A 24,511-nucleotide genomic window follows, 5' to 3' on the forward strand; every position below is an offset into this window, starting at 1 on the left:
TGGCTTGGCAAAAACTGCCAAAGGAGAGTTTCATGGCCACCATGAACATTTCGCTGACCGACCCGCTCAAGCAGTTCGTGGACGAGGAAGTACGTGAAGGCGGCTATTCCAGCACCTCCGACTACGTGCGCGACCTGATCCGCCAGCGCCAGCGGCGCAAGGCCGAAGATCTGCTCAAGCAGCTGATTGCCGAGGGCTTGGCATCTGGGCCTGCCGTGCCGGTGACGGCCGACACATTCGAGCGCATGCGTCGCGAACTGACCGAAAGGATGGAGCGTGAAGGCGATTGAGTGGAGGCCCAGGGCCGAGGCGGATGCGGCCGATGCCGCGCTGTGGTTTGCCCGGCAGGGAGGGCTGGCACTGGGCCAGCGCTTTCTCGAAGAACTGGAGGCCACGCTTCAACGCATCGCGCTGTTTCCAGCCTCGGGTTCCACACGGCACGCCGACCTCGCGGCACAGCTGCCAGCGCCATTGCGCTTCATGCGCGTCCCAGCCTTTGAACGCTATCTCGTCTATTACCTCGATCTGCCGGACCGCGTCGACGTCATGCGTGTGTGGTGCGTTGATCGTGGCCTTGATGCCCTGATGCAAGACATTTCCTGAAATCCAAACGCGTGGATCCGACGATGACCTTCCTCCCCCAACTCCGCATTCCCGCCACCTACATGCGCGGTGGCACCAGCAAGGGCGTGTTCTTCCGCCTGCAGGACCTGCCCGAAGCCGCGCAGGTGCCGGGTCCCGCGCGCGATGCGCTGCTGATGCGCGTGATCGGCTCGCCCGATCCGTATGGCAAGCAGACCGACGGCATGGGCGGCGCCACCTCCAGCACAAGCAAGTGCGTGATCATCTCCACCGCCTCGGTGCCGGACCACGACGTGGACTATCTGTACGGCCAGGTCTCGATCGACACCGCCTTCGTTGATTGGAGCGGCAACTGCGGCAACCTCAGCACCGCGGTCGGCCCGTTCGCGATTGCCAATGGCCTGATCGATCCCGCCCGCGTGCCGCGCGATGGCCTGTGCACCGTGCGCATCTGGCAGGCCAACATCGGCAAGACCATCATCGCCCACGTGCCGATGCGCGACGGCGAAGTGCAGGAGATCGGCGATTTCGAACTGGACGGCGTGACCTTCCCGGCGGCCGAGATCCAGCTCGAATTCATCGATCCGTCCGATGATGGCGACGCGGGTGCGATGTTCCCGACTGGCAATCTGGTAGACACCCTGGAGGTGCCGGGCGTGGGCAGCTTCGAGGTGACCATGATCACCGCCGGCATCCCGACGATCTTCCTCAACGCCGCCGACCTGGGCTACACCGGTACCGAGCTGCAGCCGGCGATCAACGAGGACAAGGGAGCGCTGGAGCGCTTCGAGAAGATCCGCGCCTACGGCGCCTTGCGCATGGGTCTGATCAGGAGCCTGGAAGACGCGGCGACCCGCCAGCACACACCGAAGGTCGCCTTCGTGGCACCGGCGCAGGACTACGTGTCGTCCAGCGGCAAGGCCATTCCGGCTTCGGCGATCGACCTGCACGCGCGTGCGCTGTCGATGGGCAAGCTGCACCACGCGATGATGGGGACCGCCGCCGTGGCGATCGGTACCGCAGCGGCGATTCCGGGCACGCTGGTCAATCGTGCGGCCGGTGGCGGCGAACGTGAAGCAGTAACCTTCGGTCATCCCTCCGGCACGCTGCGCGTGGGCGCACAGGCTGGTCTCGTTGACGGCCAGTGGACAGTGACCAAGGCCATCATGAGCCGCAGCGCCCGTGTGCTGATGGAAGGCAAGGTGCGGGTGCCGGCCGAATGATGTACTGGTAAACGCCAACCAGGGTTGGCGACTACCGGGCCGCAGAGACCGATTGCTTTGGTAGATGCCAACCTTGGTTGGCATGGTGCGCGGGCAACTGCGCACCGCAACGAGGAGATCGACGATGTCCGACAACCACACCCCATCCAACGAGCGTGCAGCGTGGGATGCGCTGCTGGTGGATATCGTCGATTACGTGCGTGACGCCCGCATCGACTCACCGCTGGCGTTCCAGACCGCGCATCACTGCCTGCTTGATACGCTGGGCTGCGGCCTGGAAGCGCTATCCTTCCCGGCCTGCAGCAAACTGCTCGGCCCACTGGTTCCGGGCATCAGCGTGGTCAACGGCGCGCGCGTACCGGGCACGCACTACGTGCTGGACCCGGTGCAGGCCGCCTTCAACATCGGCGCAATGGTGCGCTGGCTCGATTTCAACGACACCTGGCTGGCCGCCGAATGGGGCCATCCATCGGACAACCTGGGCGGCATCCTTGCCGTCCTTGATTGGCTGGGGCGCAACGCGCAGGCCCTGCGTCGTCCGCCGCCGACCGTGCACGACGTGCTGCTGGCGATGATCAAGGCGCACGAGATCCAGGGCGTACTGGCCCTGCAGAATTCCTTCAACCGCGTCGGGCTGGACCATGTGGTGCTGGTCAAGGTGGCCACCACCGCCGTGGTCGCGCAGCTGCTCGGCCTGGACCGCGAACGCATGCTCAATGCAGTGTCGCTGGCCTGGGTTGATGGCCAGGCGCTGCGAACCTACCGGCACGCGCCCAATACCGGCTCGCGCAAGAGCTGGGCCGCTGGCGATGCGACCAGTCGTGGCGTGCGTCTGGCGCTGATGGCAGCCAGCGGCGAGATGGGCTACCCCAGCGTGCTGAGCGCGCCGACCTGGGGCTTCGAGGCTGTATCCATGCACGGTCAGGCACTGGCGCTGGGGCGACCGCTGGGCAGCTATGTGATGGAGAACGTGCTGTTCAAGATCAGTTACCCGGCCGAGTTCCACGGCCAGACCGCAGTGGAGGCGGCGGTCACGCTGCACCAGCAGCTGCGCGCGATGGGACGGCGGGCCGAGGACATCGCGCACATTGCCATCCGCACCCAGGAAGCCTGCATCCGCATCATCGACAAGCAGGGGCCGTTGCATAACCCGGCCGACCGCGATCACTGCGTGCAGTACATGGTCGCCATCGCGTTGCTGCACGGGCGGCTGGTGGCCGAGGATTACGAGGACGACGTTGCCGCCGATCCGCGCATTGATGCGCTGCGCGCGAAGATGGCCTGCCATGAAGACCCGCAGCTCAGCGCGGATTATCTGGATCCGGACAAGCGCAGCATCGCCAACGGCCTGAGCGTGCGCTTTACCGACGGCAGCGAATTGCCGGAGGTACTGGTGGAATACCCGCTCGGCCACGCCCGACGCCGCGAGGAAGGCATTCCGCTGCTGATGGACAAGTTCCGCCGGCACCTGGCCCATCGCTTCCCGACCGTGCAGCAGCAGCGCATCCTGGCCGCATCGCTGGACCCGGTGGCGCTGGCGGCGATGCCGGTAACCGACTACGTGGACCTGTACCTGCCGGGGTGAGGCCGCTCTGGTAGATGCCAACCTTGGTTGGCATGGGGGGCGCCAACCAAGGTTGACGGCTACCGGGTCCCGGGCGGGACCGGGTTTCCGACCGCCGGGGCGTCAACACCTTGACGCAGCCTGCCTATAATGGCCACCTCGATCAAGGAGTGACGACATGAGCGGTCCGGCACGGCGGAAGCGGTGGGGATGGGCGGCGGCGGTACTGGCAGGAGGCCTGTTGCTGGGTCTGGCGGGCTGCCGCAACGACAGCGGGCAGCTGCCCAAGGCCAGCGGTGAAGCCATCACCACCAAGGCCGAGCAGGTGAAGGAGTTCACCCTGCTGCGTGCCTACCCGGACCAGAAGAATGACGGCTTGTCGCTGGCGCTGGAGTTCTCGCGCCCGCTCGTCGGCACCCAGGATTTCGACAAACTGGTGCGCTTCGAGGAAAAGGTCGGCACCGACGACAGCAGCTGGACGCTGTCCGATGACGGCCTGACCCTGCGTTACCCGTTCGTCGAGGCCGGCAAGGAGTTCAGCCTGGTGGTCTCGCCGGACCTGCTGGCCGCCGATGGCAGCCGCCTGGGCAAGGAACTGAAGCAGAAGGTGTTCAGCGGCGAGCTGAAGCCGGTGGTCGGCTTCGCTTCGCAGGGCAGCGTGCTGCCGGCCAAGGACAGCCGTGGCCTGCCGGTGGTGTCGGTGAACGTGCCGGAGGTCGATGTCGAGTTCCTGCGCGTGCGCGAGAAGGACCTGCCAACCTTCTTCAGCCAGTACCAGCGCGGCGGCCGCCGTGGCAGCTGGGAGCTGAGCAGCGACTACGAGCGCAGCCCGATCAACAAGCTGGCCGAGCCGGTCTACGTCAACCGCTTCATCCTGGGCGGCAAGAAGAACGAGCGGGTGCTGACCTACCTGCCGACCCAGGACATCAAGGAACTGCAGGAGCCGGGCCTGTACTTCGCCCTGCTCAAGCGGACCGGCGACTACGAGGGCGAGTTCGATACCGCGTTCTTCTCGGTCAGCGACATCGGCCTGCATACCCGCGCCTACAAGGACAAGCTGTTCGTGCACACCGCCGGCCTCAAGGACGGCGCACCGCTGAAGGGCATCGACCTGCGGGTTCTCGATGCCAAGGGCGAGGTGGTGCTGAAAGGCAGCACCGACGGCAATGGCAATGCGCTGCTGAACTACACCCTGGATGCCACCCACGTGCTGGTCGCCAGCACCGGCAAGGACACCAGCTTCCTGCCGTTCAACCAACCGGCGCTGGACCTGAGCGAATTCGCCGTGGCCGGCCGTGACAACGCCTGGTTCGATGTCTATGCCTGGTCCGGACGCGACCTGTACCGCCCGGGCGAGACCGTGCGCCTGTCCGCACTGCTGCGTGACAACGACGGCAAGCCGGTCAAGGCGCAACCGGTGTTCCTGCGCCTGAAGCAGCCCGACGGCAAGACCTTCCGCGAGACGCGCCTGCAGCCGGGCGACCAGGGCTACATCAACTTCGAGCAGGTGATCCCCGCCGAGGCGCCGACCGGGCGCTGGCAGGTCGAGTTCCGCACAGACCCGGCCAGCAAGGAAGCGATCCAGGGCATGACCCTGCGCATCGAGGAGTTCCTGCCCGAGCGCATGAAGCTGGACCTGGACAGCGCGCAGAAGACGCTGAAGCCGGGTGAGGACCTGCGCCTGCAGGCCAATGGTGCCTACCTGTATGGTGCGCCGGCCGATGGCAACCGCTTCACCGCGCGCATGGCAGTGGCGGCCGAGCAGCAGCCGGTGGAGGGCCTGCCGGGCTACTTCTTCGGTGACCCGACCCTGCAGCTGCCGCGCGAAGCCAAGGACGTGATCGACACCACGCTGCCGGCCAATGGCCAGCTGCGCGAGGACGTGGCGTTGCCGGAGGAGGCGGCCAAGGCCAAGGCACCGATTGCCGTGGTGCTGTCCGGCAGCCTGTACGAGACCGGCGGCCGCACCGTCACCCGTACCCTGAAGCGGGTGATGTGGCCGGCCAATGCGCTGGTGGGCGTGCGCCCGCTGTTCAACCCCAAAGACGGCGCCGATGCCAACGGCAATGCGCGCTTCGAGCTGATGCGCGTGGACGCGGCGGGCAAGCCACAGCCGGCCAAGGGTCTGAAGATCACCCTGGTGCGCGAGCTGCGCGATTACCACTGGACCTTCAACGACAACCGCTGGGACTACGACTTCACCCGCCGTTTCGAGAACAAGGAAACGCGCACCGTCGATGCCAGCAGCAGCGCGGTCGCCTTTGATTTCCCGGTAGAGTGGGGCGAGTACCGGGTGGACGTGTTCGATCCGACCACCGGCCTGACCAGCCGTTATCCCTTCCGTGCGGGCTGGAGCTGGGGTGATGACAACCGTGGCCTGGACGCGCGCCCTGACAAGATCAAGCTGGGCCTGGACAAGACCGGCTACAAGGCAGGCGACACGCTCGAGGTGACGGTGACCCCGCCGCACGCCGGCAAGGGCATCCTGATGGTCGAGACCGACCGCATGCTGTACGTGCAGGACATCGACGCCAAGCCGGGGTCGACCTTCAAGATTCCGGTCACCGCCGACTGGGAACGCCACGACGTCTACATCACCGCGCTGGTGTTCCGTGGCGGCAGTGCGCCGAGCAAGATCACCCCGGCCCGCGCCGTGGGTGTGGTGCACGTGCCGATGGACCGCAAGGGTCGCACCGTGGCCGTCGGCCTGGTCGCGCCCAAGCAGATGCGCCCGGAGCAGGACCTGCCGGTGACGGTCAGCGCGCCGCAGCTGGCCGGCAAGACGGCGCATGTCACCGTCTCGGCGGTGGACGTGGGCATCCTCAACATCACCCGCTTCCCGGTGCCCGACGCCGGTGCGCACTTCTTCGCCCAGCGTCGCCTCGGCATCGATGCCTACGACATCTACAGCCGGGTGATCGAGAGCTTCGACGGCAGCAGCGGCAAGCTGAAGTTCGGTGGCGACATGGCGCTGCAGGCGTTGCCGCAGGCCAAGCGCCCGACCGCGCGCGTGCAGACCGTGGACCTGTTCTCCGGCCCGGTGCAGCTGGATGCCAAGGGCAATGCCCGCATCCGCCTGAAGGTGCCGGACTTCAACGGCACCCTGCGCGTGTCGGCGCTGGTCTACAGCGATGACCAGTACGGCAAGCGTGACGTGGAAACCATTGTGCGCGCGCCGATCCTGGCCGAAGCCAGCATGCCGCGCGTGCTGGCCCCGGGCGACCGCAGCACCGTGACCCTGGACGTGCAGAACTTCACCGGCAAGCCGGGCCAGTTCAACGTGAAGGTGGAAAGCGAGGGCCCGCTGAACCTGGGCGAGGGCAGCCGCAGCGTGCAGTTGAATGCCGATGCCAAGACCACGTTGAGCTTCCCGTTGTCCGCACGCGAGGGCCACAGCGTGGCCAAGGTGCGCGTGCGCGTGGATGGCAATGGCTTCAAGGCCGACCGCCGCTACGATCTGCCGGTACGCGCGGCGTGGCCGCAGGTGCTGCGTTCGCAGGTGCGCACGCTGGATCCGCTGGCCGCGGTCAGCCTCGACAACAGCCTGACCGAGGGCCTGATGTCCGAGTCGGTGAATGCCCGCCTGCTGGTCAGCCCGCTGCCGCCGATCCCGTTCGCCAGCGCACTGCAGGGCGCGCTGAACTACCCGTACGGCTGCGCCGAGCAGACCACCAGCAAGGGCTACGCTGCGCTGATCCTGGACCAGGCGACGTCGTCGATGCTCGGTGCTGACGGGCTGGATGCCAAGTCGCGCCGCGAGCGCATGGAAGGCGCGTTCGGTCGCCTGGCGTCGATGCAGGTGGCCAATGGCAACTTCTCGATGTGGGGTGACGACGGCTACGTGAACCCGTGGCTGACCCCGTACATCACCGAGTTCCTGCTCGATGCCAAGGACGCCGGCTTCGCGGTGCCCGACAACGTGCTGCAGAAGGCGCTCAACCGCCTGAGCGAGGATCTGCTGTCCGGCGGCAACCAGTTCTACGGCCAGGACGACCGCGAGAAGCTGAAGTTCGCCAACCAGGCGTATTCGGGCTACGTGCTGGCACGGGTCAACCGTGCGCCGCTGGGTACCCTGCGCACGCTGTACGACAACGAGCGCAGCAAGGCGGTCGGTGGCCTGTCGCTGGTCCATCTGGGTGTGGCGCTGTCGCTGCAGGGCGATGCCAAGCGCGGCCAGGCGGCACTGGCTGCGGCCTTCGCCAAGTCCAGCAGCGAACGTCCGTCGTACTTCGGCGACTACGGCAGCGCGATCCGCGATGACGCGCTGATGATCGCGCTGACGCACGAGAACAAGCTGGCCAAGCCAGCCTGGGATGCGCGTGCGGTCGATCTCGGCCGTGGCCTGGATGCGCGCCGAAATGCCGGCTGGATGTGGCTGAGCACGCAGGAACAGGTGGCGATTGCCCGCCTCGGCAAGGCGCTGGCTGCCAATCAGAAGGCGCTGGTGGCCGGTGAGCTGGTGATCGGTGGCAGCACCGAGGCGATCAGTGAGCGCAAGCTGTTCGGCCGCAACTTCAGCGCCAGCGAACTGGCCAGCGGCGTGCGCTTCACCCCGCAGGGCCAGCCGCCGATGTTCGCCAGCATCGACGTGGCCGGCATCCCGCGCAGCGCACCGGCGCCGGACAACAGCGTGCTGGGCGTCGAGCGCAGCTACTACGGTACCGATGGCAAGCCGTGGACGCCGCGCCCGCTGAAGGAAGGCGAAGCGCTGATCGTGCGCGTCACCGTCACTGCCGACACCACCATGCCCGATGCACTGCTGACCGACCTGTTGCCGGCCGGCCTGGAGATCGAGAACTTCAACCTGGGCGACGCCAAGCAGTGGGCCGACGTGGTGGTCGATGGCATCACCATCAGCGATCGTGGTGAAGCCGCCGATACCAAGCACGAGGAGTTCCGCGACGACCGTTACGTGGCTGCGCTGAAGCTCTCGCGTGGCAGCAAGGCCAACGTGTTCTACCTGGTGCGCGCGGTGACCCCGGGAACCTACTCGGTGCCGCCGCCGCTGGTGGAGGACATGTACCGGCCGCAGCTGCGTGGCGTCGGCCGCAGCAACCCGACCACGATCACGGTGGTACAGCCGTGACCGCGCGGACGGGCCGCGACGGCGCGGCCCGTCCTGATGGCAATTCGCAATGAAAGACGCAATGAAGACCCGGCTGGCGGCCCTGCGCCGCCGGCTGCGGCCGCTGTGGCCGTGGTTGCGCTGGGGCACGGCCGTCACGCTGGCGCTGCTGCTGGTGCTGGATTTCGCCTTCCCTCCGCCGCTACCGAAGCAGCGCGATACCAGCACCCTGGTGGTGGCCGCCGACGGCACGCCGCTGCGTGCCTTTGCCGATGCCGAGGGCGTGTGGCGCTATCCGGCCTCGATCGACAGCGTGTCGCCGCTGTACCTGCAGGCGCTGCTGACCTACGAAGACCGCTGGTTCTGGAACCATCCGGGCATCAATCCGCTGGCGATCCTGCGGGCAGGCGGCCAGCTGCTGCGCGGCGGCCGCATCGTGTCCGGTGGCTCGACCCTGACCATGCAGGTCGCGCGCATCCTCGACCCGCATACGCGCACGCCGTGGGGCAAGCTCAAGCAGATGCTGCGCGCGGTGCAGCTGGAAGTGCACCTGAGCAAGCGGCAGATCCTGGCCCTGTATCTGGAGCGCGCGCCGTACGGCGGCACCATTGAAGGCGTGGAAGCGGCCAGCTGGGCCTACCTGGGCAAGCCGGCGGCGCAGCTGTCGCATGCCGAGGCCGCGCTGCTGGCGGTGCTGCCGCAGGCGCCGAGCCGGCTGCGCCCGGACCGTCATCCGGAAGCGGCGCAGAAAGCGCGCGACAAGGTGCTGTCACGCATGGCCGAACTGGGCGCGTGGACACCGGAAGAGGTGGACGACGCGCGCATCGAGAACGTGGTGGCACGCTCGCTGCGACCGCCGCTGCACGCCGCGTTGCTGGCGCAGCGACTGCATTCGGCGCATCCGGGGCAGGCACGCATCCAGAGCAGTATCGACATTGGGCTGCAGCGCACGCTGGAGGAACGCGTGGCCAGCTATTTCTCGACGCTGCCCGAACGCACCTCGGCCGCGCTGCTGGTGGTCGACAACCAGACCCTTCAGGCGCGTGCCTATGTCGGCACGCTGGCCTTCGGCGACCGCCAGCGGCTGGGTCACGTCGACATGGTGCAGGCCTGGCGCTCGCCGGGGTCCACGCTCAAGCCGTTCCTGTATGCGATGGCGCTGGACGATGGTCTGATCCATTCGGAGAGCCTGCTGGTCGATGCGCCGCAGAGTTTCGGCAGCTACCGTCCCGGCAACTTCGACATGGCCTTCAACGGTCCGATCGGCGCTTCCAGTGCGTTGCGCCTGTCGCTCAACGTGCCCTCGGTGGACCTGCTGCAGCGGGTGGGCGCGGCGCGCTTTGCTGCGCGGCTTTCGCACGCCGGCATCCAGTTGCGCTTCCCGCCGGGCAGCACGCCCAACCTGTCACTGATCCTGGGCGGCACCGGCGCGCGGTTGGAAGACCTGGTCGGCGCGTTCGCCGCGCTCAACCGCAATGGCATCGCCGGGCGCGTGCGTTACACCGACGATGAGCCAATGATCGAGCGGCGCCTCGCTTCGCCCGGCGCAAGCTGGATCGTCCGCGAGATGCTGGAATCGAATCCGCGGCCGGGCTATGGCGTCGGGACGTTCGATGTCGGTGGCCGCCCGCGTGTGGCGTGGAAGACCGGCACCAGTTACGGGTACCGCGATGCGTGGGCCATCGGCAGTACCCGTCACTACACAGTGGGCGTGTGGGTGGGGCGACCAGACGGCACGCCGTTGCCGGGCCAGTATGGTGCGGTTACCGCACTGCCGCTGATGTTCGAAGTGGTGGACAGCCTGCCGCGCCAGCGTGGCGATTCCGCTGCTGCGCCAATGTCGGCCAGTGTCAGCCAGGAAGACATCTGCTGGCCGACCGGCGAACGTGCCGAGGGACTGCCAGCTGCGCTCTGCCAGCGCAGGATGCAGGCCTACCTGCTGGACGGTGCAGCACCACCGACCTTCCCCGAGCGCGAGGCGCGGCGCTGGCAGCCGGGGCGGCAGCGCTACCTGGCCGATGCGCGGACCGGTCTGCGTGTCTCCGCTGATTGCCGTTTGCCGCATGAGGAAGTCGCGCGTGAGATCGCTCGCTGGCCGGCGCTGTTGTCGCCGTGGTTGTCCAAGGCCACGCGCGAGGCCTCGCAATTGCCAGCGCTATCGCCTGACTGCCGCGACGATGGGCGTGAGGCCAGTGTCGCGTTGCACATCGATGGCCTCAATGATGGCGCAGCACTGGCGCGTGCACCCAACGCCGAACATGGCGTACGCCTGCAGCTGCGCGCGCTGGGCAGCGAGCAGGCGGTGGACTGGTTGCTGGATGGACGCTGGATTGCGCAGACCCACGGCGCGCAGTTGATGCAGCGCGAGTTCGCCGATCCGGGAGCACACACCCTGACCGCGCTGGCGGCAGATGGCGCGTGGACCCAGGTACGGTTCAACGTCCTCCGGTAGGTGCCAACCTTGGTTGGCACTTCCCGTATGACTGCCACGCTGTTGTAGAGCCGAGCCCATGCTCGGCTGCTCCTTCGACGTGCATGCAGCGGTAAGCCGAGCATGGGCTCGGCTCTACAACACCGTAGATGGCCGCGAGCCCGTGGCGTAACCGCTATTCTCCGATCCACCCGTCCAGCAGGTCGGCAAACTCGTCGGCGTGTTCCTCTTCCTGCGCCAGGATCTCTTCGAGGATGCGCTTGGTGGTGGTGTCGCGGTCGCCGATGAAGTTGATCATTTCGCGGTAGCTGTCGATGGCAATGCGTTCGGCCACCAGGTTCTCGCGCACCATGTCGCGCAGGTCGCTGCCTTCCTTGTACTCGGCGTGCGAGCGCGCGGTCAGCGTATCCGGGTTGAAATCGGGCTCGCCGCCGAGCTGGACGATGCGCTCGGCCAGCTTGCCGGCGTGTGCCTGCTCCTGCTGTGCGTGCTCCAGGAACTCGGCCTTGACCGCGTCGGCCAGCATGCCCTTGGCCATGAAAAAGTGCCGGTAGTAGCGCAGCACGCACACGTACTCGGTGGCCAACGCGTCGTTGAGCAGCTTGATCACTGCCTCGCGGTCGGCATTGTAGCTGTCGGTGATCGCACCATCTTCGATGTTGCGCCGGGCGCGTTCGCGCAGGGTCTTGCGGTCGCTGATGCCGGGAACCTTTGCGGCAGGCTTTGTGGCTTTGGCTGGCTTGCTGGACATGGCTGGCCGTTTCCTCTTGCGGTGGAAGATCAGGTGGGCAGGTGCTCCAGCACGTACTCGGCTGAAGAGACTTCGAACTGGCCCGGCTGTTCGACCCAGACCGCACGCACCACGCCATCGACCACGTACAGGGCGAAACGGCGCGAGCGGATGCCCATGCCCGAGGCGCTGGCATCGAGCTCCAGGCCGAGCGCGCGAGTCAGTTCGGCGTTGCCGTCGGACAGCATCAGCAGGCCGTCGGGCACGCTCTGGTCGGCGGCCCAGGCCTTCATCACGAACGGGTCGTTGACGGCCATGCAGTAGACGTCGATGCCGCGCTGGCGGAAGTCCTGGAATTTTTCGACGTAGCCGGGCAGGTGGCGCGCCGAGCAGGTCGGGGTGAACGCGCCGGGCACGGCGAACAGCACCACCTTGCGCGCATCGAACAGCGAATGCGTATCGAGTGTTTCGATGCCCTCGCGGATGCGCTTGAGGGTCACTTCCGGAATGCGGTCGCCGACATGGATGGTCATGGGGAACTCCTTGCTGGGGCAGGCTAGTGGGCCGGATGGGACAGGGGCGTCAAGACATTGGAAAACCTGCGTGCAGGCCCCATCTTCGGGCTTTGCGGCAGGGGCTTCCAGCCACAGCGTGGGGCATGGGGATGGCAGCCGCATTGCGCAGGATCAGTCGGCCTCACCGGCGCCGCACGAGGCCCGGCGTAGCATCGCCGGCGCGTAGAATGAACCCGGGGCGGCGCCACCGGCGCGGCCGAAGCGAATCGAGGTAGCTGGATGGAATTCAAGGATTACTACGCCACCCTGGGGGTGGAACCGAGCGCGGGCGAGGCGGAGATCAAGACCGCCTACCGCCGGCTGGCACGCAAGTACCACCCGGACGTCAGCAAGGAGGCCGGGGCCGAAGACAAGTTCAAGGCGGTCAACGAGGCCTATGAGGCGCTGCGCGACCCCGAAAAGCGGGCGGCCTATGACCAGCTGCGCGCGCAGGGCTATCGCCCGGGCGAGGAGTTCAACGTGCCGCCGAACTACGGCGGCGCCGGGGGGTTCAATTTCGAGGAAGTGTTCGGCGGCGGCGGCCCCAACGGCGGCTTCAGCGACTTCTTCGAAAGCCTGTTCGCGCGCCAGCGTGGCGGTGGCGGCGCTGGTCCGGGGCCGGGCTTCAGCAGCCAGGGCCATGCGCCCAATCGCGATACCCGCGCCAAGCTGTCGGTACCGCTGGAGGCGGCCTACAACGGTGACAGCCTGCGCATCACCGTCAACGGCAAGCAGCTGGACGTGCGCGTGCCCAAGGGCATCCGCCCGGGCCAGGTGATCCGCCTGGCAGGGCAGGGCAACCATGGCGGCAACCTGCTGCTGGAAGTGGAATACGCCGCGCACCCGCAGTTCGAGGTCGATGGCCGCAACATCCTCTATACGCTGCCGGTCACACCGTGGCAGGCCGCGTTGGGGACCAGCATCAGCGTGCCGACCCTGGGCGGTGCGGTGGAGCTGAAGATTCCGGCCGATTCCGATGCCGGGCGCAAGCTGCGCCTGCGTGGCCGTGGCCTTCCCGGCAGCCCGGACGGCGACCAGATCGTCGAAATCGAGATCGTGGCCCCGGCTGCGACCGACGAGGCGCAGAAGAAGGCCTATCGGAACCTGGCCAAGGCGTTTGGCGAAACGATCTGAGATCGATTCTGATGGGTGTGGACCTCGGTCCACACGCCTTTCGGCCGTTCAAGGCGTGCCAACCAAGGTTGGCACCCACCGGAATGTTTCAGCCCTGCCCGGCGAACACCCGTTCCAGCACCTCGGACAGTTCATCTTCCGAGAACGGCTTGGTGATGTAGGCCTTGGCGCCCTGGCGCATGCCCCACATGCGGTCGGTGTCCTGGTCCTTGGTGGTCACCAGGATCACCGGAATGTGCCGGGTCGCCTCGTCGCGGGCGAGGGTACGGGTGGCCTGGAAGCCATTGAGGTTGGGCATCACCACGTCCATCAGGACCAGGTCGGGCAGCTCGGCCTTGGCGGTTTCGACCCCGGCGGCGCCATCGGTGGCGGTCAGGATCTGGTGCCCGAGCTTCTCGACGATGCGCTGTATCCCCAACAGCTGCGACGGTGAGTCGTCGACGATCAGAATGCGTGCCATGTTGTTCCCCATGTAATGCCCGCAGTGTAGTGCGGGCACATTACCGGCGGGAGGGGCGCGTCTGCCGTCCGTCGCCTGCCTGCGACGTTCAGTCGATCCGCACCACCGTGCGCCCCAGCGAGCCGCCGGCCAGCATCCGCTGGAACACGGCGGGCAGGCCATCCAGGCCGACTTCGGCAGTGCAGATGCGGTCCAGGTGCTGCGGCTTCCAGTCACTGCCCAGTCGCGACCACACCTCTTCGCGCAGCCCGCGCGGCGCATTGGCCGAGGACACCCCCAGCAGCGAGACACCGCGCAGGATGAACGGCATCACGGTCATGTCCAGCGTCGGGCTTGCGGCCAGACCGGCACTGACCACGCTGCCGTAGGGCACGGTCTGCGCCAGCAGGCTGGCCAGCATGTCGCCTCCGGCATTGTCGAGGCCACCGCCGAAGCGCGCCGACTGCAGCGGGCCGGTATCGGCCAGCGCGTCGCGTGGCAGTACCTCGGTGGCGCCGATGCTGCGCAGGAAATCGGCCTGGTCCTGCTTGCCGCTGACCGCGTGCACGCTGTAGCCGGCACGGCTGAAGATCGACAGCGCCAGCGCACCGACGCCGCCGCTGGCACCGGTGACTGCCAGCGGGCCGAGTTCCGGGGTCTGCCGGTTGTCCTGCATGCGCAGCAGGGCCAGCGCCGCAGTGAAGCCGGCGGTGCCCAGCACCATCGCCTCGCGCGGGGTCAGCCCGGCCGGCTGGGCGATCACCGCGCGCGATTCCAGCCGCACGTACTGGCTGTAGCCGCCATCACGGGTCTCGCTGAGGCCGCAGCCGGTGGCCAGCACCGCATCGCCTTCACGCCAGTCCGGGTCGGAGCTGGCGACCACGGTACCGGCCACGTCGATGCCGCCCACGAGCGGGAAGCGGCGCAGGATTTTCCCCTTGCCGGTACCGGCAAGGGCATCCTTGTAGTTGACCGAGGACCAGTGGGCGCGGATCAGCACCTGTCCGGGGTTGAGGTCGTCGATCCGGAGCTGGGCAAGGCCGCTGCGGTAGCCGGCGTCGTCGTTTTCGATGCGGAAGGCGGTGAACGGGGTGGTGGGGGCCATCGGCGTTGCCTGACTTCGAGGAAAACGCCACCTTACCCCGTTGCCCCCCTTTCGATCCTGCCGATCCGCCCCATCTTGTATGATCGGTGATGGTTTCACGGCTGGCGGTGCGGGAAGGGCCCGCGCCGCAGCCCAAATCTTGATGGAGCGTGCATGGCCTGGAATACACCCGGCGGCAACAAGGGCGGACAAGGCCCCGAGGACAATCGACGCGGGCCCTTCGGGTCGCGCGGCGGTGGCAATGGTGGTGGCTGGGGCGGACTGCCCGGGCCGCTGAAGGACCTGTTCGACGGTGGCATCGTGCGTTGGGTGGTGGCAGCCGTGGTGTTGCTGGTGCTGTTCTCCAGCTTCCAGCTGATCGGCGAACAGCAGCGTGGCGTGGTGCTGCGCTTCGGCCAGTTCTCGCGCATCCTGCAGCCCGGCCCGAACTTCAAGCTGCCGTGGCCGATCGAATCGGTCACCAAGGTCAATGCCACCGAGATCAAGACCTTCTCGATCCAGGTGCCGGTGCTGACCCGCGACGAGAACATCGTCAACGTCTCGCTGAACGTCCAGTACCGCATCGACGACCCGCAGCAGTACCTGTTCGGCACGGTCGATGCCAACCAGGTGCTGGAGCAGTCGGCGCAGAGCGCGGTGCGCGAGGAAGTCGGCCGCGCCGACCTCAACGCCGTGCTGAACAACCGTGGCCCGCTGGCCGTGGCCGCCGAAGAGCGCCTGCAGGCGCTGCTGAAGGCATTCAAGACCGGCCTGACCGTGACCGGACTGACCCTGCAGGACGCCCGTCCGCCGGAAGAGGTCAAGCCGGCCTTCGACGAGGTCAACGGCGCCCAGCAGGTCAAGGAACGCCTGATCAACGAAGCCCAGGCCTACGCCGCCAAGGTCGTGCCGGAAGCCCGAGGCCAGGCCTCGCGCGCCCGTACCACCGCCGAAGGCTACAAGCAGGCCGTAGTGTCCAAGGCCGAGGGTGACGCGCAGCGCTTCAGCCTGTTGCAGGCCCAGTACAAGGACGCCCCGGAAGTAACCCGCAAGCGCCTGTGGCTGGAAACCGTGCAGCAGGTGCTGAGCGAGAACCGCAAGGTGATCGGTGGTGATGGCCGCCAGCTGATCTACGTGCCGATGAACGGCGATACCCGTCCCACCACCTCGGCTCCGCCGGGAGTGACGAACCCGGAGGTGGTGATGCCGTCGCTGCCGGGTGCAGCGGCGGAAGCTTCCCGTGATCCGGGCCGGCCGGTGGGCCGCCCGACCGGGCGACCGAGCGGCCGTGAGGAGGGCAGCCGATGAAGAGTCCTATCTGGATCGCCGTGATCGTGGCGGTGGTGCTGGGCCTGCTCGGCTCGGTGTACGTGGTCCGTGAGGACCAGACCGCCATGGTCCTGAACCTGGGCAAGGTGGTGCGTTCGGACATCAAGCCGGGCCTGCACTTCAAGGTGCCGGTGGTGGAAACGGTGAAGGTCTTCGACCGCCGCTTCCAGGTGCTCGACACCGCGCCGGCGCGCTACTTCACCGCCGAGCAGAAGGACGTCAGCGTCGACTTCTTCGCCATCGGCTACATCTCCAACGTGGGCGACTACTTCCGTGCCACCGGCGGCGATCCGCGCATCGCCAATGCCCGCCTGGCACCGATCATCACCGACTCGCTGCGCAACCAGATCAACTCGCGCACCCTGCAGCAGCTGGTGTCCGGCGACCGCAGCGAGCTGATCGCCGAGCAGCTGAAGGGGATCAACGAGGCGGTGGCCGGCCTCGGCATGCAGATGATCGACCTGCGCATCAAGCAGGTGGACCTGCCGACCGACAGCCAGGTGATCAATGACGTGTACGAGCGCATGCGCGCCCAGCGCAAGCAGGAAGCCGCCAAGCTGCGCGCCGAGGGCGAGGAGCAGTCGCTGACCATCCGTGCCCAGGCCGACCGTGACAGCACCGTGCTGATCGCCGAGGCCGAGCGTGATGCCCAGCGCCTGCGTGGTGAAGGCGATGCCGATGCCGCCCGTATCTACGGCAAGGCCGGCTCGGCCGATCCCTCGTTCTACGCGTTCTACCGCAGCCTGGAGGCCTACCGTGGCTCCATGACCGACGGCAACGGCGTGATCGTGCTGGACAAGAACGACCCGTTCCTGCAGTACCTGAAGAACGACCGCTGAGGTCGCAGGGCACTACCCCACGGGGCCCGGCCAGACGCCGGGCCCCGTGCTTTTTCCGGAGTCCCCCCATGAAAGATCTGTTCGCCGCCGTCTGCCTGGTCGCGGTGCTGGAAGGCCTGTTCCTGTTCGTCGCCCCGTTCGCCTGGAAGCGCATGGCCGAGCGCCTGCTGGACCTGCCCAGCCCGGCCCTGCGCAGCTTCGGCGGGCTGGTGCTGCTGGCCGGCCTGAGCCTGCTGTGGTGGGTGCGGCACTGAAGGCCCGGCACGGCCGCCTGCGTTCACATGCGTGGCCCTGCTCTGGTAGATGCCAACCTTGGTTGGCATTGCCGGCCAGCGGCCGGCACGACCGGGCGGGGCGCCTGACCGGTGGGTAAAGCCGCCCGTCGGAAAGGTGGCACCCGACCCCGGAAACCCGGATAATGCACAAAAGCCGGACGGGCCTCCCCGTTCGGCTTTTTCCGTGTCTGGGCCTTCCATCGCCGGCTGCTCCCCGTTTGGAGCCGCCCTCCAGGTGCTGGCCAGCCCCGCCACGGTTTACCCGTCCGCGGCCCCGATGGCCGCAACATATGAGGAGCCCGTCATGGGTCAGTCTGTCGTAGTGCTTGGTGCCCAGTGGGGCGATGAAGGCAAGGGCAAGATCGTCGATCTGCTCACTGAGGAAATCGGCGCCGTCGTGCGCTTCCAGGGCGGCCACAACGCCGGCCACACTCTGGTCATCAACGGCAAGAAGACCGTCCTGCACCTGATCCCGTCGGGCATCCTGCGTGACGACGCGCTGTGCCTGATCGGCAACGGCGTGGTGATCTCGCCGGCCGCGCTGCAGAAGGAAATCGCCGAGCTGGAAGCCTCCGGCGTGGAAGTGCGTTCGCGCCTGAAGATCTCCCCGGCCGCGCCGCTGATCATGCCGTACCACATCGCCCTGGACCAGGCGCGCGAGCGCGCCGCCGGCGGCAAGGCGATCGGCACCACCGGCCGTGGCATCGGCCCGGCCTACGAAGACAAGGTGGCGCGCCGCGGCATCCGCATCGCCGACCTGCATTACCCGAAGCAGCTGGAAGAACTCCTGCGCACTGCGCTGGATTACCACAACTTCGTGCTGACCAAGTATCTGAACACCGATGCGGTCGATTTCCAGAAGACCTTCGACGAAGCGCTGGCCTTCGGCGAATACGTGCAGCCGATGAAGTCCGACGTGGCCGGCATCCTGCACGACCTGCGCAAGCAGGGTAAGCGCGTGCTGTTCGAAGGCGCGCAGGGTGCACTGCTGGACATCGACCACGGCACCTACCCGTACGTCACCAGCTCCAACACCACGGTCGGTGGCGCACTGGCCGGTTCCGGCGTCGGCGCCGATTCGATCGACTACGTGCTGGGCATCGCCAAGGCCTACGCCACCCGCGTCGGCGGCGGCCCGTTCCCGACCGAACTGGACGACGAAGTCGGCCAGGGCATCCGTGACCGCGGCGCCGAGTACGGTGCGTCGACCGGTCGCCCGCGTCGCTGCGGCTGGATGGACATCGTCGCGCTGAAGCGCGCCGTGGCCATCAACGGCATCAGTGGCCTTTGCATCACCAAGCTGGACGTGCTGGATGGCATGGAAAAGCTGAAGGTCTGCATCGCCTACGAATACAACGGCAAGCGCACCGAGTACGCGCCGCTGGACGCGCAGGGCTGGGAAGAGTGCACCCCGGTGTACCTGGAGTTCCCGGGCTGGAGCGAGAACACCCACGGCATCACCCACTGGGACGACCTGCCGCCGGCCGCACGTGCCTACCTGCGTTCGCTGGAAGAGCTGGCGGGTTGCCCGATCAGCATCGTCTCCACCGGGCCGGACCGCGACCACACCATGGTCCTGCAGGATCCGTTCGCCTGAGTGCGTGACCGGTAGCGCCGGGCTGCGCCCGGCGTCGCTGCAAGGAAAGGCCCCGCGAAAGCGGGGCTTTTTCGTTACTGTGGCGGCATGGCCAGCGGGGAGGCGACGTGATGACCAGGATGTCCGCGTGAAAGGCGAGACGGTGGTGCGGGTCACCCTGTGGGTGTTGTGGAGCCTGTGGGGCATCGCCTGCGCGGTTCTGGCGCTCGGCGCCATCGCCAACCATCTGGCCTCGCGTACCCAGACCCTGCCGCTGCTGCTCAGCCCCGGCGCGACGGCCGAGGTGACGGTCTACCGCTTCATTGATGACCAACTGCGGCTGCGACTGCGGTATGCCGCAGACGGTACTGAGGCTGACCCTGAAGTGCTGCTGCGCATCGACACTCCCACCGATCATGGGGACTTCCGCGCAGGAGAGCGTTCGGGAGTGGCCGGGCAGGGTATCAACCGCAGGCTGGCATCGGTTGAGTCCAGCGGGCTCATGGCGTCCTACTTTGGATATGGCCGCGGTGATGCATTGCCACGCGGACGCTCATGGCTGCGGGTAACCGTACTGGAGGTGGACCCGGCGCTGGCGGGCAGGGCGGCCGTGATCGAACTGCAGCCCCCGCTGGACCTGCTGAAGCTGACCGACCTGGATTACGTCTGGCTGTGGCCGTTCTTCTTCTGGAAGGTGGCGGCACTGTTCCTGTTGATTCCCGGGGGTGCGTTGGCGGTGTTCACGTTCACCTTGCGGCGCTGGCAGCGCCGGGCGTCGAAGCAGCCGATTTCAGCAGCGGATACGGATTGATCGATTCCCCCTTCCACCACTGCTTCTCCGGCCCCAGTACGTGTACTTCGAAATGCAGGTGCGGGGCCTCCGCGCTGGCATTACCAGTGCTGCCCACATAGCCAATCACATCCCCGCGTTTGATCACCTGCTTTTCGCTCAGGCCATCGGCATAGCGCTGCAGGTGCGCGTAGTAGTAGCACCAGCGTCCGCTGGGCTCGAACTGGTAGATGGTCAGCCCACCGCGCTTGCTGTCGAACAGCTTCTCCACCGTGCCGTCGGCCACCGCCAGCACCGGCGATCCGGCATCGGCCATGATGTCGATCGCATCGTGCACGCGGCCCTCGCTGCGTGCATCAGTGAAGGTGTCGCGCAGTTGAGAGGGCAGTACCCCCTGCACCGGCAGCAGCAGGGTGCCCGAGGCTGCGTCGATGCCAGTCGGTGCCGTCGCGCGCGGCGCGGCAGCTTGCATCGACGGCGTTGTGGCCACGCTGGGCTGCGCTGCAGGAGTGGACGCGGCCACGAATTCGCCAGCATCGCGGCGCAGCCACCAGCCCAGTCCCACACCCAGCAGCACGCCCAGCACGATCAGCTGCGAAAAACGCATCGGCTCACTCCTGCATCACCACGGGGACGGAGGTATCCACCGCATCGGCCACGCGCAGCGCATCCCAGTTGGTCATGCGTACGCAGCCGTGCGATTCGGTCTTGCCCACGTGGCTGGGTTCGGGCGTGCCGTGCAGACCGTAATGCGGCTTGGACAGGTCGATCCAGACCCGGCCCACGGGATTGTTCGGGCCGGGCGGCAGCGTGGCCTTCTTCTCGCCCTTGCGCGCATCCCAGAACAGCTTGGGGTTGTAGTGGAACGGCGGGTCGCGATAGACGCCGAGAATCTTCCATTCGCCGATCGGCAGCGGATCGTGCTGGCTGCCCGAAGACACCGGCACCTGCGCGATCACCTTGCCCTGCACATCCAGCAGTTGCAGGGTGGAATCGGACTTGTCGACCACGATCTTCGCCGCCTTCGGCAACGCCCCCGGTGCGATGTTGGGCACCTGGATGCGATTGCCGGCCTTGGCCAGATCGACGCCGGGGTTGAGCGCCTTCAGCAATGCCGGCGAGGCATGGAAGCGCTCGCCGAGCAATTCCTCCACGCTGCCGTAGCCCAGCGCCTTCAGCTTGGCCTGTGCGGCCGGCCCTTTCGGAACCGGCTGGAACGGGCCGGCCACGTCCTCGGCGGTCAACGTGTAACTGGCAAGCGGTGTGGTCGTATCGGCCTGCAGGGCCTTCCAGGTGCTGTCGTCCAGCTCTCCGCTCACTGTCAGGCCGTGGGCCGCCTGGAAGCCTGCCACGGCCCGGCGCTGATTGCTGCCGACTTCACCGTCGATCTCGCCCGGGGAGAAATTGGCGCGATCCAGAAGCACCTGGGCGTGCAGTGGCGAGCGCGCCGCGGTATCGGGTCCGGCCTTCTCGGCAATGGGCTCCGGCAGCTGGACCGGCGGCGGCACCTGCGCGAAGGCGGGGGACATCAGCAATGACAGGGTGAGCAGGGCGGGGCGACATACGGGCATGGAGATCTCCGGCAGATGGCAGCTCCACCCTGCCCGGAGAGGCTGCGCAGCCCCCGTGAAAGCAACCTGATGCTGGCATGAGCAGGGCAGCCCAGGCGTGGCCCAGGCCCTTGTCGCAGAAGCGCCGTGCGTGGCATCACCAAGGTGAACGGCTGCCGACGCCCGTGCACGTTGCCGATCAAGAATGCCGGCGGCGCGGCCGATAGGGGCGCATCCCCCCGTTTTGGATGTACCGATGAACTACTTGAGGAATGTCAGGGTTGCCTGGCGTCTTGGGCTGGGCTTTGGCCTGCTGTTGTTGCTGGTTGCCGCCGTGGTGGCCACCGGCGCCACCGCCAGTGTCGTGCAGAAGCGCGCGATGCAGCAGGTGGTCGACGTCAGCGTGGCCAAGGTGCGCCTGTTGTCGCAGATGCTCGATGCCAACAACCAGATGATGGTGGTGCGCCGCGAGATGCTGATCCGTCAGGGCGAAGACCGCGGCAGCGACGAGCAGCGCATCGCCGATCTGGTCAAGCGCTATGAGGCCAGCTGGACCAGCTACCAGGCACTGCCCAGCGACGCCGACGGCAAGGCCATTGCCGAAACCATCGCGGCCAAGCGTGCCATTGCGCGCCCGCTCAACAAGCAGACCAGCGAACTGATGGAGCAGGGCGATTATCCCGGCGCGGTGGCGCTGACCCTGGGCCCGGTGCAGGAAGCGGCCAATGGCTGGAACAAGGCGCTGTCCGATGGCGTGGACTTCGAAGAGAAGGAAAGCCGCGATGCGGCCGCCGAGGCGATCCGCCTGGGCGAGCGCAGCCTGCTGCAGCTGCTGGTGCTGGGCGGCGTCGCGCTGCTGGTGGGCATCGGTGCCTCGGTGATGATCGGCCGCAGCCTGACCGGGCCGCTGGCGCGTGCGGTGAACCTGGCCGAGCGCCTGTCCAAGGGCCAGCTGGACCAGGAATTCCGCCTGGGTGGGCGTGATGAACTAACCCAGCTGGGCGAAGCGATGGCCAGCGTGCGGCAGAGCGTGCAGGCGGCGATCGGCGCGCAGCTGCAGATGGCCGAGCAGCATGAGGCCGGCGCGATCCGCTATCGCATGGACGCCAGTGCGTTCCCCGGTGATTTCGGGCGCATGGTGCAGGCCACCAACAGCCTGGTGGAGTCGCACGTGCAGGTGGAACTGCTGATGGCTGAGGTGATGCAACGTTACGCCATCGGTGACCTCAGCCGCGACCTGCCGGACTACCCGGGCGAGAAGGGCACGCTGACCCGCACCCTGGCTGCGGTGAAGCAGAGCCTGATGGCGATCAACGCGCAGATCGATGAACTGGCCCGCGCCGCGCGTGCCGGTGACTTCAGCATGCGTGGCGATGCCACTGCGTTCCAGTTCCAGTTCAAGGCGATGGTCGAGCACCTCAACGGCATGATGGCCAGTTCGCAGGCCAGCATCGCCGATGTCTCCGACGTGCTGCGCGCGATCTCGCACGGCGACCTGACCGCACGCATGGATGGCGAGTACGACGGCGTGTTCGCCCGCATGCGCGACGACGCCAACACCACCACCGCGCAGCTGACCGGCATCGTGCGGGGCATCCAGGTGGCCGCCGACAGCATCAACAACGCAGCGCAGGAACTGGCTGCCGGCAACAACGACCTGTCGCGCCGCACCGAGCAGCAGGCCGCCAATCTGGAAGAAGCGGCCGCATCGATGGAGGAACTGACTTCCACCGTACGCCAGAATGCCGAGCTGGCACGTCAGGCCGACAGCGAAGCGCATGCCGCCGGTGCCGCGGTGCGCGAGACCGAGCAGGCGATGGCACAGATGGCATCGGTCATGGGCGAGATCGATCAGTCGTCGGCTCGCATCTCGGAGATCTCCACGGTGATTGACGGCATCGCGTTCCAGACCAACATCCTGGCGTTGAATGCTGCAGTGGAAGCTGCGCGCGCAGGCGAGCAGGGCCGTGGTTTTGCCGTGGTCGCCAGTGAAGTGCGCACGCTCGCGCAGCGTGCCGGTGTCGCCGCCAAGGAGATCAAGGAGCTGATCGAAGACGCCGCTGCCAAGGTAAAGAGTGGCCTGGCGGTGACCGTTGAATCGGAGGCCGCGATCGCGCGCGTGGCCCAGGCCAGCTCGCGCACCACCCAGCTGATGAGCGACATCGCAGCGGCCAGCAAGGAACAGGCCGCCGGCATCGAGCAGGTCAACCAGGTGGTGGTGCAGATGGACCAGGTGACCCAGCAGAACGCCGCGCTTGTGGAAGAAGCCACTGCCGCGAGCCGCGCGCTGGAAGAACAGGCGCATGCACTGACCACGTCAGTGGCGGTATTCCAGCTGGAGCAGGGGCCGCGCATGCCGGTCATGCCGGCGCGGGCAGCGTAAGCGACCTGTAACTGGATACTGGATGGCGCCCTGCCTGCGATGTCCCGCATGCAGGGCGTCGATGCACCCACCGGAACGATGCCGCAGGCTAACGCCCGCGGGCTGAGCGTTCGATCAGCCAGCCGGCTGCGTACAGCAACAGCAGTGTTGGCGGAACCAGCACTGCATATGCGGTCGACCAGGGTTTGCCACGCAGCAGGCCGCCTGCGCCGATGGCATCGAGTGCGGCAGACTGCAGGGTGATGGGGAGCGCCATCAGGATATAGGTACCCTTCGGGTCCCCCTCCGACTGCGCGCCGTGAACCAGCCATGCGGTCAACAGCAGGTAGACCACGCAAAGCGCAAGACCGGTCCAGCTCAGGAGTCGCCGCATCTTCATCCGCATGCCCCGGTTCAACGGACGTCGAAGCGGGCCTGCAGCGGCAGGCTCACCTTCCGCAGCAGATCCCGGACCATCACCTGCGCAGTCCACGTGCCTTTGGGATCACCGGCCTCGGCGACGAACTTCAGGTGCAGGTTGGTCATGTACAGCAGGTTTGGTGGGCCAGTCAGGGCGGCGGTGAAACAGGGAACATCGCGTTCGTCGATACTGGTACTGCCGTCCGGGCGCAGCATGCGCAGATCGCAGTGCACCTTGGGTACGCGGTTCTCGTCCAGTTGCGGGTTGGAGAGGAATGTCAGCAGGAACAACTCACCGCCCAGGTGGACTTCGTTGGCCTCGTTGAAGCCGGGAGTGGTCTCCGGCGGGGTCTCCCACTTGGTCCGCCAGTCGGCATCGGAAGTGACCAGCAGCGATGCCGCGAAGCCGCCGCTGGATTTCATGGCATCGGTCTCCGTCAACGCCTTGCCATCCCCATTTATCCAACCATCACTGGCGGAGCTGTTCAGTGACAGCATCATGGCCATCATGGTCAGCGCGCAGGTCCATCGCATCAACGGCTCTCCCGGGTAGCCGCGTCCCGC

At 67.0% G+C, this 24,511-nt stretch carries 21 protein-coding genes; 13 read left to right on the forward strand and 8 right to left on the reverse strand.

Features of this window, described 5'->3' with window-relative positions; all coding sequences use genetic code 11:
• The first annotated feature begins 32 nt into the window (after nt 1–32).
• The 6 genes from AC5P8D_RS15870 to pbpC all read left to right on the forward strand — a co-directional run bounded on the left by AC5P8D_RS15870 (nt 33) and on the right by pbpC (nt 10,886).
• Nucleotides 33–290: a type II toxin-antitoxin system ParD family antitoxin gene (locus AC5P8D_RS15870; RefSeq protein WP_071306232.1), complete on the forward strand. Its 258-nt coding sequence runs from the start codon at nt 33–35 to the stop codon at nt 288–290.
• The gene (locus AC5P8D_RS15875; RefSeq protein WP_262102851.1) at nt 277–603 is read left to right on the forward strand and encodes a type II toxin-antitoxin system RelE/ParE family toxin; all 327 of its coding nucleotides are present in this window, start codon (nt 277–279) and stop codon (nt 601–603) included. Before AC5P8D_RS15870 ends, AC5P8D_RS15875 begins: the two co-directional genes overlap by 14 nt.
• A gap of 23 nt (nt 604–626) precedes the next feature.
• A complete protein-coding gene (gene prpF, locus AC5P8D_RS15880; protein WP_414614500.1) occupies nt 627–1,805 on the forward strand; it encodes a 2-methylaconitate cis-trans isomerase PrpF in 1,179 nt (392 codons plus the stop codon).
• Between the two features lie 124 nt (nt 1,806–1,929).
• Nucleotides 1,930–3,390, forward strand: coding sequence for a bifunctional 2-methylcitrate dehydratase/aconitate hydratase (locus AC5P8D_RS15885; protein WP_414614499.1), 1,461 nt, complete (start codon nt 1,930–1,932; stop codon nt 3,388–3,390).
• Nucleotides 3,391–3,547: 157 nt separating this feature from the next.
• The gene (locus AC5P8D_RS15890; RefSeq protein ID WP_495203476.1) at nt 3,548–8,455 is read left to right on the forward strand and encodes an alpha-2-macroglobulin family protein; all 4,908 of its coding nucleotides are present in this window, start codon (nt 3,548–3,550) and stop codon (nt 8,453–8,455) included.
• 49 nt (nt 8,456–8,504) lie between these two features.
• Nucleotides 8,505–10,886: a penicillin-binding protein 1C gene (gene pbpC, locus AC5P8D_RS15895; RefSeq protein ID WP_495203477.1), complete on the forward strand. Its 2,382-nt coding sequence runs from the start codon at nt 8,505–8,507 to the stop codon at nt 10,884–10,886.
• A 154-nt stretch (nt 10,887–11,040) separates the two neighbouring features.
• Here the strand turns inward: pbpC and AC5P8D_RS15900 are convergent, their stop codons facing one another.
• Both AC5P8D_RS15900 and AC5P8D_RS15905 read right to left on the reverse strand, forming a co-directional pair.
• Nucleotides 11,041–11,616 (reverse strand): ferritin-like domain-containing protein, encoded by a 576-nt coding sequence (locus AC5P8D_RS15900; RefSeq protein ID WP_010482780.1) that lies wholly within the window; start codon nt 11,614–11,616, stop codon nt 11,041–11,043.
• A 29-nt stretch (nt 11,617–11,645) separates the two neighbouring features.
• The gene (locus tag AC5P8D_RS15905) at nt 11,646–12,128 is read right to left on the reverse strand and encodes a peroxiredoxin (protein ID WP_049410392.1); all 483 of its coding nucleotides are present in this window, start codon (nt 12,126–12,128) and stop codon (nt 11,646–11,648) included.
• 261 nt (nt 12,129–12,389) lie between these two features.
• Between AC5P8D_RS15905 and AC5P8D_RS15910 the strand changes: the two genes are divergently transcribed.
• Nucleotides 12,390–13,283 (forward strand): DnaJ C-terminal domain-containing protein, encoded by an 894-nt coding sequence (locus tag AC5P8D_RS15910; RefSeq protein WP_010482782.1) that lies wholly within the window; start codon nt 12,390–12,392, stop codon nt 13,281–13,283.
• Nucleotides 13,284–13,371: 88 nt separating this feature from the next.
• Here AC5P8D_RS15910 and pilH read toward each other — a convergent pair whose 3' ends face one another.
• Nucleotides 13,372–13,743 carry a twitching motility response regulator PilH gene (gene pilH, locus AC5P8D_RS15915; RefSeq protein ID WP_005410644.1) on the reverse strand — a complete coding sequence of 124 codons (372 nt, stop codon included), beginning with the start codon at nt 13,741–13,743 and terminating at the stop codon, nt 13,372–13,374.
• Nucleotides 13,744–13,831: 88 nt separating this feature from the next.
• Nucleotides 13,832–14,827 (reverse strand): YhdH/YhfP family quinone oxidoreductase, encoded by a 996-nt coding sequence (locus tag AC5P8D_RS15920; RefSeq protein ID WP_043399083.1) that lies wholly within the window; start codon nt 14,825–14,827, stop codon nt 13,832–13,834.
• 153 nt (nt 14,828–14,980) lie between these two features.
• On the opposite strand from AC5P8D_RS15920, the gene hflK reads away from it, so the two are divergent.
• The 5 genes from hflK (at nt 14,981) to AC5P8D_RS15945 (ending at nt 19,636) form a co-directional block, all read left to right on the forward strand.
• The gene (hflK, locus tag AC5P8D_RS15925; protein WP_049435269.1) at nt 14,981–16,114 is read left to right on the forward strand and encodes an FtsH protease activity modulator HflK; all 1,134 of its coding nucleotides are present in this window, start codon (nt 14,981–14,983) and stop codon (nt 16,112–16,114) included.
• Nucleotides 16,111–16,974 (forward strand): protease modulator HflC, encoded by an 864-nt coding sequence (gene hflC, locus AC5P8D_RS15930; RefSeq protein WP_010482785.1) that lies wholly within the window; start codon nt 16,111–16,113, stop codon nt 16,972–16,974. Before hflK ends, hflC begins: the two co-directional genes overlap by 4 nt.
• 68 nt (nt 16,975–17,042) lie before the next feature.
• Entirely contained in the window at nt 17,043–17,228 is a 186-nt protein-coding gene (locus AC5P8D_RS15935; RefSeq protein WP_005414170.1) for a DUF2065 domain-containing protein, read from the forward strand.
• Between the two features lie 325 nt (nt 17,229–17,553).
• On the forward strand, nt 17,554–18,846 hold the full coding sequence (locus AC5P8D_RS15940) for an adenylosuccinate synthase (protein ID WP_142806544.1): 1,293 nt from the start codon (nt 17,554–17,556) through the stop codon (nt 18,844–18,846).
• Between the two features lie 127 nt (nt 18,847–18,973).
• Nucleotides 18,974–19,636, forward strand: a complete 663-nt coding sequence (locus tag AC5P8D_RS15945; protein WP_099560314.1) for a hypothetical protein — start codon at nt 18,974–18,976, stop codon at nt 19,634–19,636.
• On the opposite strand, the gene AC5P8D_RS15950 is transcribed toward AC5P8D_RS15945, so the two are convergent.
• Nucleotides 19,572–20,222 (reverse strand): M23 family metallopeptidase, encoded by a 651-nt coding sequence (locus AC5P8D_RS15950; RefSeq protein WP_010482789.1) that lies wholly within the window; start codon nt 20,220–20,222, stop codon nt 19,572–19,574. The genes AC5P8D_RS15945 and AC5P8D_RS15950 overlap by 65 nt on opposite strands.
• Before the next feature lie 4 nt (nt 20,223–20,226).
• Nucleotides 20,227–21,186: a L,D-transpeptidase family protein gene (locus AC5P8D_RS15955; protein WP_329766476.1), complete on the reverse strand. Its 960-nt coding sequence runs from the start codon at nt 21,184–21,186 to the stop codon at nt 20,227–20,229.
• A gap of 235 nt (nt 21,187–21,421) precedes the next feature.
• Between AC5P8D_RS15955 and AC5P8D_RS15960 the strand changes: the two genes are divergently transcribed.
• Nucleotides 21,422–23,548, forward strand: coding sequence for a methyl-accepting chemotaxis protein (locus AC5P8D_RS15960; RefSeq protein ID WP_495203478.1), 2,127 nt, complete (start codon nt 21,422–21,424; stop codon nt 23,546–23,548).
• Between the two features lie 88 nt (nt 23,549–23,636).
• Here the strand turns inward: AC5P8D_RS15960 and AC5P8D_RS15965 are convergent, their stop codons facing one another.
• Both AC5P8D_RS15965 and AC5P8D_RS15970 read right to left on the reverse strand, forming a co-directional pair.
• Entirely contained in the window at nt 23,637–23,927 is a 291-nt protein-coding gene (locus AC5P8D_RS15965; protein WP_032954416.1) for a hypothetical protein, read from the reverse strand.
• A gap of 14 nt (nt 23,928–23,941) precedes the next feature.
• Nucleotides 23,942–24,445 (reverse strand): hypothetical protein, encoded by a 504-nt coding sequence (locus AC5P8D_RS15970; RefSeq protein WP_495203479.1) that lies wholly within the window; start codon nt 24,443–24,445, stop codon nt 23,942–23,944.
• Nucleotides 24,446–24,511 lie beyond the last annotated feature (66 nt).

Source organism: Stenotrophomonas sp. YJH_SMC_101-4 (assembly GCF_059370395.1).